This is a genomic window from Brevundimonas sp. (assembly GCF_023259385.1).
Lineage (GTDB): Bacteria > Pseudomonadota > Alphaproteobacteria > Caulobacterales > Caulobacteraceae > Brevundimonas.
Genome location: NZ_JAHFPF010000171.1, coordinates 1 through 7,899, shown reverse-complemented (window position 1 = coordinate 7,899; position 7,899 = coordinate 1). Strand labels below are relative to the sequence as shown.

6 protein-coding genes are annotated in these 7,899 nt (G+C 70.0%); 1 reads left to right on the top strand and 5 read right to left on the bottom strand.

From position 1 onward, the window contains the following. Positions 1–364: energy transducer TonB (locus Q0C81_RS13075; protein ID WP_291838588.1), on the top strand; the 364-nt coding region annotated here is incomplete at its 5' end. Here Q0C81_RS13075 and Q0C81_RS13070 read toward each other — a convergent pair. The 5 genes from Q0C81_RS13070 to Q0C81_RS13050 all read right to left on the bottom strand — a co-directional run. Next, complete coding sequence (locus tag Q0C81_RS13070; protein WP_291838585.1) at positions 361–1,527, bottom strand: cytochrome c peroxidase; 1,167 nt, start codon at positions 1,525–1,527, stop codon at positions 361–363. The two genes, Q0C81_RS13075 and Q0C81_RS13070, sit on opposite strands and share 4 nt — an antisense overlap. After that, entirely contained in the window at positions 1,500–4,025 is a 2,526-nt protein-coding gene (locus Q0C81_RS13065; protein WP_291838582.1) for a TonB-dependent receptor plug domain-containing protein, read from the bottom strand. Before Q0C81_RS13065 ends, Q0C81_RS13070 begins: the two co-directional genes overlap by 28 nt. Positions 4,026–4,161: 136 nt before the next feature. Next, on the bottom strand, positions 4,162–4,851 hold the full coding sequence (locus Q0C81_RS13060; RefSeq protein ID WP_291838579.1) for a winged helix-turn-helix domain-containing protein: 690 nt from the start codon (positions 4,849–4,851) through the stop codon (positions 4,162–4,164). Positions 4,852–4,917: 66 nt separating this feature from the next. Beyond that, positions 4,918–7,593 (bottom strand): sensor histidine kinase KdpD, encoded by a 2,676-nt coding sequence (locus tag Q0C81_RS13055; RefSeq protein WP_291838576.1) that lies wholly within the window; start codon positions 7,591–7,593, stop codon positions 4,918–4,920. A 2-nt stretch (positions 7,594–7,595) separates the two neighbouring features. Then, on the bottom strand, positions 7,596–7,899 hold a 304-nt coding region (locus Q0C81_RS13050), incomplete at its 5' end, for a potassium-transporting ATPase subunit C (protein WP_291838573.1).

Below are 7,899 nucleotides of genomic sequence, written 5' to 3'. Positions count from 1 at the left end.
GGGCCAGGTGACCGCGGACGCCGCGACGCCGGGCGCGACCCAGGGCGGCGGCGGGCAGTCGCTGGGCGCCGCCGCGGCGGCCGACACCGACACTTGGTCCGCCGAGGTCCTGGCCTGGATCGAACGCCACAAGCGCCATCCGGGCGGCGCGCGCGGCGTCGTGACTGTGAGTTTCCAGCTGGATCGCCGCGGTCGGGTGCACCGGCTGCGTCTGGTGCGTTCCAGCGGCGTCAGGGCGCTGGACCGGGCGGCGCTGGACCAGATCGCCGCTTCCCAGCCCTTCCCGCGACCGGCCCCCGGCGCACGCTGGAGCCTGCGCGACTTCACGGTGAACATCGACTACCGGGCCAGGGGCGCCGCCTAGAGAGACTCCAGATAGGCGACCAGGTCGTCGATCTCTTCGTCGGTCAGGTTCAGCGGCTCCAGCAGCGGATCGGTGACCGGATACATCGGATCGTTCTCCGATCCGACGGGTCGACGCGGATGCGCCCCGCCCGCGTTGTAGAAGCGGACGATGCCCTCCATCAACGGGAACAGGCCGTTGTGCATCCATGGCCCGGTGCGTGAGACGCCCAGCAGGCTGGGGGTGCGGAAGGCGCCGACATCCTGGGGCCGGCCGGTGACGTGGTAACGGCCCAGGTCCTCGTGCTCGCGTCCGTAGAAGGTCAGGCCGAGATTATGGAACCGGCCGTCGCTGAACGCCGGACCGCTATGGCAGCTGGCGCAGGCGGCCTTGGTGCGGAACAGGTGCAGGCCGCGCAGCTGCTGGTCGTTGAGCGCGCGCCGGTCGCCGCCGATAAACCGGCGCCAGCGGCCCTGGCCCGGACGCAGGCTGCGCTGGAAGGTCGCCAGCGCCTTGGCGATGCGTTCGACGGTGACCCTGTCGTCGCCGAAGGCGGCGCGGAAGGCTTCGGCATAGGTCGGGTCGGCGGCGATGCGCGCCTCGATCTCGGGCAGGGCGCCCGCCATCTCCAGCGGATCGACCAGGGGGTGCAGGCTCTGCGCCTCCAGGGTGTCGGCGCGACCATCCCAGAAGAGGATCGGCATCCAGGCGGACGGGGCGACGGAGGGGGCGTTGCGCTTGCCGCGCTGGCGGTCGTGGCCGAAGGAGGTGCGCAGGCCGTCGGCGAAGCCCAGCTCGCGCGCATGGCAGGAAGCGCAGGCGATCTGGCCTGAGGCCGACAGGCGCGGATCGTCGAACAGGCGCTGGCCGAGGACCGTCTTCTCCGCCGTCACCGGATTGTCCGCCGGGGTCGCAGGCGGGGGCAGGGGGGCGAACTCGGTGAAGACCGCGCCAGCCCTCAGGGTCGGGGCCGGCCAGGTCTCGGGCGCTCCGGCGTAGGCGGCGCGCAGTTCTTCCGCCGTCGGGGTTTCGGACAGGACGGCGCGAACGGGTGCCGCCGAATCCTGGGCGCGCACGCTGTCGAACGCCCAGGCCCCGGCGATCAGGCCGATCGCCAGGACGACGGACGCCGGAGCGGCGCGCCGGGGAATGTGTCTCAGTAGCGGAATTTCACGGACGCCCATGCATTGCGGCCCAGTTGGTACGGCTGCGCCGGCGAAATGTAGTTGTCGTTCAGCACGGTGTTGAACAGGTTGTTGACCCGGAGATCGAGGGAGACGCTTCCGTAGGCCGTGCGGGCCACGTCGACCTGGGTCGACAGGTTCACGTCCACCGAATCCTTGATGTCGACCTTGCCGTAGACGTCATAGCTGACGCCGCCGACGGTGGTGTTGACGCCGGTGTCGGCGACCCGCTGGTAGCCCTCGCGGTAGCGGGCGTTGACGTTGGTGCGCACGCGTCCGTCGAACCAGCGCGCGCTCCAGTCCCCGTTCAGGATGAAGGGAGAGGCGTAGTCCTGCAGCTGGTTGTCGGCGATGGCTTCCAGCAGGTCGACGACCTCGCCGTTGTAGAAGACCTTCTGGCCGGACAGCTCGATCTCGTCGGCCATGGCGAAATAGTTCAGGTTGGTCGCGTCGGTGTGGGAGAAGTTGGTGCTCATCGTGAGCGTGTGGTTGTCCCCGAAGCGGCGCGTGTATTCGAGCGACAGGCCGCGATAGCTGCGCTCGCCGTCGTTGGTGGCGGTGTAGACGCTGCGGGTCGCGGTCGTGCCGGTCTCGCGGTCGTAGGTCTCGGTGGTGCGGACCGAGCGGGCGATCATGTCGCGGGTGTCGCGCAGCACGCCCTTGATCCGGTACTCGCCGCCGATCCAGGCAAACGGTCCGGTCAGGGCCAGGGTGGCTTCGTCCGAATACGGAGTGTCCAGGCCGAGACCCGAATAGCGGTTGCTGTCGGTGTGGCTGCTCAGGACCCAGTTGTCGCTCCAGCGGCGCTCGGTCCCGACGATGGTGGGGGTGCGGGTGTAGGTGCGCGTCACCCCGGCGCCCTCGCGCAGGGCGTAACCGACGAAGCTGCGGTTGTAGTAGCGGTTCAGGCCCGCGGTCAGGTTCATTCCGGCCCAGGGCAGGTCGCGGGAGACGGACAGGCGCGGCGCGATGTTGTGATTGTCGAGGAAGTCCTCGTGGTCGTAGCGCAGGCCCGCGCGGACGTCGAAGCCGGCCAGATCGAGCTGGTACTCGGCCCACAGGGCGTAGGCGTTGATCTCGGCCCGGGCGTCGAAGGCGCCGTAGCGTAGCTGGGTCGTCAGGGCGTAGGAGCCGTTGCGGCAGGCCAGGCTCTCGCCCTTCACGCAGACGGTGTTGACGCTGATGTTGCTGGTCAGGTGCGAGATCAGCTCCTGCGGCCGCTCGCGGTGCGCCTTCACATTGGAGACCTCGAAGCCGACGGACAGGTTCCCGAGGCCGAGCGGCTGCGTCCAGTCGCCCCTCAGGCGGATGTCGTCCTGCTCCTGGATGAAGTCTCCCGCCGCGCCGATGGTGCAGGACGTGGTGGCGGAGCATCCCGCCATACCCGGCGCGGCGGTCGAGATGTTGAACGTGCCCCACGGCGCGTCGCGGGTGTTGTCCGTGTTCGCATAGGTCAGGTCGAGGCTCCAGGCCGCGGTCCCGCGCTCGCCGTCCAGCCCGATCCGGGCGGTCAGTCCGCCGCCGTTGGAGGTGATCAGGTTGTCGTAGGCGGTGTTGATCTGGCGGGCCTGGCTCTCATAGGGCGTGTAGTTGACCTGGCCGGTCAGGGTCACCGTGTCGGCGAGATCGTATTCGGCCTTCAGCAGGACGTTCTCGCCCTTGCTGCGCAGGTTGAACGCGCCGTAGGCCAGATAGTTGTTGCCGGGGAAGTTGGTGACGGTCGAGGTGCTGCGGTTATAGCCTGCCAGCAGGCGCAGCCGTTCGTTGACCGGCAGGTCCGCACTGAAGCCGAAGCGCTCCTTCTCAAACTCGGGCGTGGCGGGCATGGCGCCCGATCCGATGGCGGTGCGGGCCAGGTCGGAGACCCGGTACTCGGCCATGCCGTCGCTGGTCAGGCCGTAGTAGGTTTCGAAGCCGAACACGTGCGACGGGGCGCGGGTGGCGATCTCGACGACGCCGCCGGTGAAGTCGCCGTAGCGGGCCGAGATGTTGGAATCCCGCACCGTCAGCTCGCCGACCAGGCTGGCGTCGACCCAATGGGTCTGGGCCGAGGCGGCGGCGACGCCGAAGCCGGTGAAGTCGCCCGCACCCTCATCGCCGTCGTACATGTAGGAGTTCACGCCGACGCCATCGAGGACGAACAGGTTCTCGTTCACCGAGCCGCCCGAGATGGAGATGGTCTCGGGGCGCAGGTCCTGCAGGGACTCGCGGCTGGCGGCGCCCGCCGAGTTGCTGAACTGAACCGTCGGCAGGATGCGCAACAGGCTGTTGACGTCGCCCGAGCCGGGAGCGCGGCTGTCCACCGCCTCGCGGTTCAAGGTCGTGGTCCCGGCCTCTACGCCCGTGCCGTAGACCGGCGCGGCGGGGGCGGCGCCGGAGTCGTCGATGACCACGGTAGGGATGGGCTTGGGCGGCGTCTGCGGCGCTGCTTGGGCCGCCGCGCCGCCAGCGTTGGCCAGCAGGGCGACCGCCGCCGCTGACGAAAGAAGATGACGCATGACCATGGATGCACCCCGCAAACTGACTGGGCGGGTCGGTTATCCGCGATCAAATGAATTTGCAAATCATTATCAATGACCGCGACGACAAAGCCACGCTTGGGCACGTCGCGGGCGTGTAATCCGCGCCCGAGCCCTAGGTCTGCAGCCGGTATCCGACCCCGGGTTCGGTGGAGATCCAGCGGGGCTGGGCGGGGTCGGGCTCCAGCTTCTGCCGGAGCTGGCCGACGACGACGCGCAGGTACTGGGTGTCGGCGGCGTGGGCCGCGCCCCAGACGGCGGTCAGCAGATCCTTGTGGCTGATCACCTTGCCGGCGGCGCGGGCCAGCTGAGCCAGCACGTCGTATTCCTTGGGCGTCAGGCGCACCTGTTCGCCCGCGCGGGTGACCAGACGGCGGTCCAGGTCGATGACGAGGTCGCCGACCGTGATGGGGCCGTGCGGCTGGTCGGCGCCCGTCTTCAGGCGCAGGGCGACGCGCAGTCGGGCCAGCAGTTCGCCGACGCCGAAGGGCTTTTCGACATAGTCGTTGGCGCCGAGGTCGAGCGCCTCGATCTTCTCGGCCTCGCGGTCACGGGCGGAGAGAATGATGATCGGACCCTGATAGAATTCGCGAGCACGGAGCAGCACGTCCTTGCCGTCCATGTCGGGCAGGCCGAGGTCGAGCACGACGGCGTCGGGGTTCCACAGGGCGATGGCGCGCAGGCCCTCCTGTCCGCTGTCGGCGCGTTTCGGATCGAAGCCGGCGGCGTCCAGCGCGGGCGACAGGAAGCGGTGAATCTGCGCTTCGTCGTCGATGACCAGGACGGTGGTTCTAGCGGCGGACATAGGCCCAAGCGTTTTCAAGCGAAGTGTGAGCGGTTCGCGTCAAGAAAACGCGTCTTGCTGGAGTGATCATAGCAGGTCCCGGTGGGTGGCGATGGCCTTGGGCAGGCTGATCAGGACGCGGGTGCCGTGATCATCGACGATGGGGCTGGCGGCGGCGATGCGGCCGTTCATCGCCTCGACGAAGCCCTTGGCGATGGCGAGGCCCAGCCCGGCGCCCTTGGTCCGGTCCGAGGGTTCCTCCATGCGGCGGAACTTGTCGAACACCCGCTCCAGTTCAGCGGTGGGGATGCCCTTGCCCTCATCCTCGATGGAGATGACGACCGAGCCGCGATCCTCATAGGCGGCCAATTCGATGCGGGAGCCGTCGGGGCTGTAGGCGATCGCGTTCTCGAGAATATTGACCACGGCCTGCTCCAGCAGGCCCTCATCGACCATGATCATGCTGAGGTCGGCGGGGAAGTCGCGGGTCAGGGTGCGCTTGTCGAGGCGGCGCGAGATACGCCCGGCGGCGGCGTTCAGCACATCCCGCACGTCGGTCCAGTCGGACTTGATGTTCAGTCCGCCGCCCTCAAGCCGGGTCATGTCCAGCAGGTCGCCGACGTAGCGGTTCAGCCGTTCGGCCTCTTCGCGGATGCTGAGCAGCAGGTCGGCGCGGATCGCGGGCGTCAGGGTGTCGCCATAGTCGATCAGGGTGGTCGCGGACCCCAGCACGGTCGACAGCGGCGTGCGCAGGTCGTGGCTGACCGAGTTCATCAGGGCGCCGCGGAAGCGGTCGGTCCGTTTCAGGGTCGCCGTCTCCAGCGCCTGTCCGGCCAGATCGGCGCGCTCGATGGCGACGGCGCCCTGGTCGAGGATGGCCAGCGCCAGCCGCTCTTCGTCCGAGCCGGGCGCCAGGGCGTCGGCCTCGATGCCGGCCACGCCCGAACGGCCGCGCACCCCCTGCAGGGGGCGGAAGGTCCAACTGGTCTGGGGCAGGGTGCCGGTGCCGTGGCCGGCGGGTTCGCCCTTCTCCCAGGTCCAGCGCGCGGCGGCCATGGCGGCGGCGCCGAGCTGAAGCGGCGGATCGACCGGAGGCGCGGAGGCGGCGACCATCAGGTCCTCGCCCTCGGGCAGCAAGACGACGGCCTTGGCCCCGGCGGCGGCGGAGGCCTGTTCAGCCAGGGCCCGGGCGGTGGCGCGGGCGTCCTCGGCGCCGGACAGGGTCTGGCTGGCGGCCAGCAAGGCCGAGACGGCTGAGGCGCGGCGCTGGGCGTTGCGGACCTGTTCGCGCACCCGTCCCGCCAAAGCGCCGGTGGTCAAGGCCACGGCCCAGAACAGCACCAGGGTCAGCAGGTCGGTGGGGGAGCCGATCGCCAGGCTGTACAGCGGGCGCAGGAACAGGAAGTTGTAGACGAGGAAGGCGGCGGTCGCCGCCGCCAGCGCGGGGCGAAGGCCATACAGCACGCCGGCGCCGACGACCGCCGCCAGGTAGATGACGCCCAGATCGACGCGTTCGAAGCTGCGGTCCAGCACGACGCCCAGACCGGTGGCCAGCAGCACCAGCCCGACCCCGACCGCATAGCCCGTCCAGCCCGCGTGGGAGGCCGGCGGCCACAGGCGGAGGCCGCGCTCTGGCGCTTCGCCGCCCGCATCGGTGATGATGTGGACGGCGGCGCCCTGGGCGGCGCGCAGCAATTCGGCGGCCAGCGACCGGCCGAGGAAGGCGCTGAAGCGGTTCTCGCGCCCGCGCGCCAGGACGATCTGGGTGATGTTGTTGCGGCGGACGTAGTCCATGACCGTCCGCACCACGTCGTCGCCGCTGAGCCGCACGCTGCGCCCGCCCAGCTGTTCCGCCAGCTTGACCGCCTCGTTCAGGCGCGCGGCGCCGACCGCGTCGGCCACGCCGCCGCTGGGCCGTTCGATGTGGGCGACGGTCCAGGGGGCGTCCATCATCATGTCGGACATGCGCCGTCCGGTGCGGACCAGGGTGGCCGCCATGGCGTCGCCGCCGACCAGCACCAGGATGCGCTCGCCCGCCGCCCAGGGCCCCTCGACGCCCTTCTCGCGCAGGGTGGCGACCAGCTGGTCGTCCACCGTCTGCGCCGCGCGGCGCAAGGCCAGCTCGCGCAGGGCGGTCAGGTTCTCGACCTTGAAGAAATTCTCGGACGCCAGCCGCGCGGTCTCGGGCACATAGACCTTGCCCTCGCCCAGCCGCTTGCGCAGCTCGTCGGGGGTGATGTCGATGACCTCGATATCGTCGGCGCGGCTGAGCACGCTGTCCGGCACGGCCTCGCGCTGGCGCACGCCGGTGATGCGCAGCACCACGTCCGACAGGCTTTCCAGGTGCTGGACGTTCAGGGTGGTCCAGACATCGATCCCGGCGTCCAGGATCTCCTCCACGTCCTGCCAGCGCTTCGGATGGCGCGAGCCGGGGGCGTTGGAGTGGGCGTACTCATCGACCAGAAGCAGGCCCGGCCGGCGGGTCAGGGCCCCGTCGATGTCGAACTCCATCAGGGCGCGGCCACGATAGTCGATCGGCTGACGGGCCATGACCTCCAGCCCCCGCAGCAGGCTTTCGGTTTCGCGGCGGCCGTGGGTCTCGACCACCCCCACCACGACATCGCCGCCCTCGGCCTTTCGGCGGCGGGCGGCGCGCAGCATCTCATAGGTCTTCCCGACGCCGGGAGACATGCCCAGAAACACCTTCAGCCGCCCACGCTTGCGGCGGGCGGCTGGCGATGCGGACGGGTCGGGTCCAGTCATGGTCAAGGGGCCGGCAGCTCCGCGTCGAGAGCGCGGTTGGTCATCAGCACGTTCACGCGCGGCTGGCCGATGAAGCCCAGGGTGGGCTGTTCGACGTGCCGGCCGATGATGCGCTGGACCTGTTCCACCGAGACGCCCCGGGCCGTCGCGATGCGCGGGGCCTGAAGCCGAGCGTAAGCCGGGGAGATATCCGGGTCGAGGCCCGAACCCGAGGCGGTGACCGCATCGGCGGGGATGACCCCGGCCCCGTCCTCGGCCCGGATCGAGACGGCGCGCTCGGCGACGGCGGTCTTCAGGTCCGGGTTC